The organism is Candidatus Poriferisocius sp. (genome assembly GCF_965214065.1).
Classification (GTDB): domain Bacteria; phylum Actinomycetota; class Acidimicrobiia; order Acidimicrobiales; family Bin134; genus Poriferisocius.
This window is the reverse complement of sequence record NZ_CBDCAT010000016.1, coordinates 1-2,038: the sequence shown is the minus strand read 5'-3', so window position 1 is coordinate 2,038 and position 2,038 is coordinate 1. Positions and strand designations below refer to the sequence as shown.

The window sequence follows — 2,038 nt, the reverse complement described above, 5'->3', positions numbered from 1 at the left end:
GCGATGAAATCGAAGAACGGGGCATAGGGCTCGGGATTGCTCGTGGCCGTGGGGCCTCCGGCAAAGATCAACGGAGGTGCCGCTGGATCATTGAGTGGCAGATCTCCGCGATCCGACGCCCGTAACGGCACCCGGCACAGATCCAGCATCTCCAGGATGTTGGTGGCGCCCAGTTCGTAACTCAAGCTGAAGCCGAGAATGTCAAACGCAGGCAACGGTCTCCGGCTTTCAACACCGAACAGGGCCTGCTCCTGCTCCCGCAGACGGGCCGCCAGATCAGCCGCCGGCAGATAGGCCCGATCACAGAGCTGACCGGGAACCGCATTGAGGATGGAATAGAGAATGATGTGGCCCAGGTTGCTGGAGCCCACCTCGTAGATCTCGGGATAGGTGAGCGCCCAACGCACCTGAGCCGCCTGCCAATCCCGCGGCTCCACACCCAGCTCATGGCCCATGTAACGGGCAGGCTTGTTGATGCTGCTGTCAACCAGCTGGTGAAAATCAACCGGGTGATCCGGGGCAGACACGACCACGACGGATGTCCTCACACCTGACTGCATCGTATGGAGCGGTCGACAGGGCAGGATGCCCCCGCAGAAACCCCTTTGGTTCCGTGGTGCAGGTCAACGGCAATTACCTCAAGCTCAAAGCGGGCTACCTGTTCCCGGAAATCGGCCGTCGGGTCAAAGCCTTCAGCGCCGCCAACCCTGACGCCGCACTAATCCGGCTGGGCATCGGCGATGTGACCGAACCGCTGCCGCTGGCCTGCCGCGAAGCGATGAAAACCGCCATCGATGCAATGGGCACGGCCGAGGGATTCCACGGCTATGGCCCCGAACAGGGCTATGGCTGGCTGCGGGAGGCCATTGCCAAGCACGACTTCCAGGCCCGCGGCTGCGACATCAGCGCCGAAGAGATCTTCGTCTCCGACGGCTCCAAATGCGACAGCAGCAACATCCTCGACATCCTCGGCGAAGGCAACCGCATCGCCGTGACCGATCCGGTGTATCCCGTGTATGTGGACACCAACGTGATGGCGGGCCGCACCGGTGAAGCGGGAGAGGAAGGCCGCTACGGGGGGCTGACCTATCTGCCGATCAGCGCCGACAACGGATTCGCCGCCCAGATCCCCAACGAGCCCGTGGATCTGATCTACCTCTGCTTCCCCAACAACCCCACCGGAGCAGTGGCCACCAAGGAACAGCTGAAAGCCTGGGTGGATTACGCCCGCAGCAATGGCTCTCTGATCCTGTTTGATGCCGCTTATGAGGCGTTCATCCAGGACCCGAGCCTGCCCCACTCGATCTTTGAAATCGAAGGATCACGCGAGTGCGCGATCGAATTCCGCTCCTTTTCTAAAAACGCTGGCTTCACCGGCACCCGTTGCGCCTTCACCGTGGTCCCCAAGGGACTCAAGGGCACGGCAGCCAACGGCGAGGCTGTCGAACTTTGGGGTCTGTGGAATCGCCGCCAGAGCACCAAGTTCAATGGCGTCAGCTACATCATTCAGCGCGGCGCGGAAGCGGTGTATTCCGATGCGGGCCAGTCGGAAGTGAAGGGTCTGGTGAACTTCTACATGGAGAACGCCGCCATCATTCGCCGTGAACTCAGTGGAGCGGGTCTCACCATTTACGGGGGCGAGCATGCGCCTTATGTCTGGATCAAGACCCCCGATGGCATGGATTCCTGGGGTTTCTTTGACCACCTGTTGAACAAGGCCAACGTGGTGGGAACCCCTGGCAGTGGCTTCGGCGCCGCAGGTGAGGGCTACTTCCGACTGTCCGCCTTCAACAGCCGCGCCAACGTGGATGCTGCGATGGCCCGAATCAAGGCCCTTTGAGCAAGTCGTGCACCGATTTCCTTTAGATTTGAATCAGCCGAACAGCATGGCCATGGCGGTGGACACACCCACCCGTTCCCCCGGTGGAGCTGCGGTGATGGAAAAGGCACCCGAGCGGGTGCGCAAACAGTCACCTCGCTACAAGGTGCTGCTGCATAACGACCCGGTGAACACCATGGAATACGTGGTGAACACCTT

2 protein-coding genes and 1 pseudogene are annotated in these 2,038 nt (G+C 61.1%); 2 read left to right on the top strand and 1 reads right to left on the bottom strand.

The window, feature by feature from the left end; genetic code table 11:
- Positions 1-560, bottom strand: a pseudogene (locus ACOOGG_RS00880) (B12-binding domain-containing radical SAM protein); the annotation flags it as partial.
- A gap of 53 nt (positions 561-613) precedes the next feature.
- Here ACOOGG_RS00880 and ACOOGG_RS00875 point away from each other — a divergent pair.
- Both ACOOGG_RS00875 and ACOOGG_RS00870 read left to right on the top strand, forming a co-directional pair.
- Positions 614-1,840: an LL-diaminopimelate aminotransferase gene (locus ACOOGG_RS00875; protein ID WP_420431322.1), complete on the top strand. Its 1,227-nt coding sequence runs from the start codon at positions 614-616 to the stop codon at positions 1,838-1,840.
- Between the two features lie 46 nt (positions 1,841-1,886).
- The coding region (locus tag ACOOGG_RS00870; protein ID WP_420431324.1) for an ATP-dependent Clp protease adaptor ClpS at positions 1,887-2,038 on the top strand (152 nt) is incomplete at its 3' end.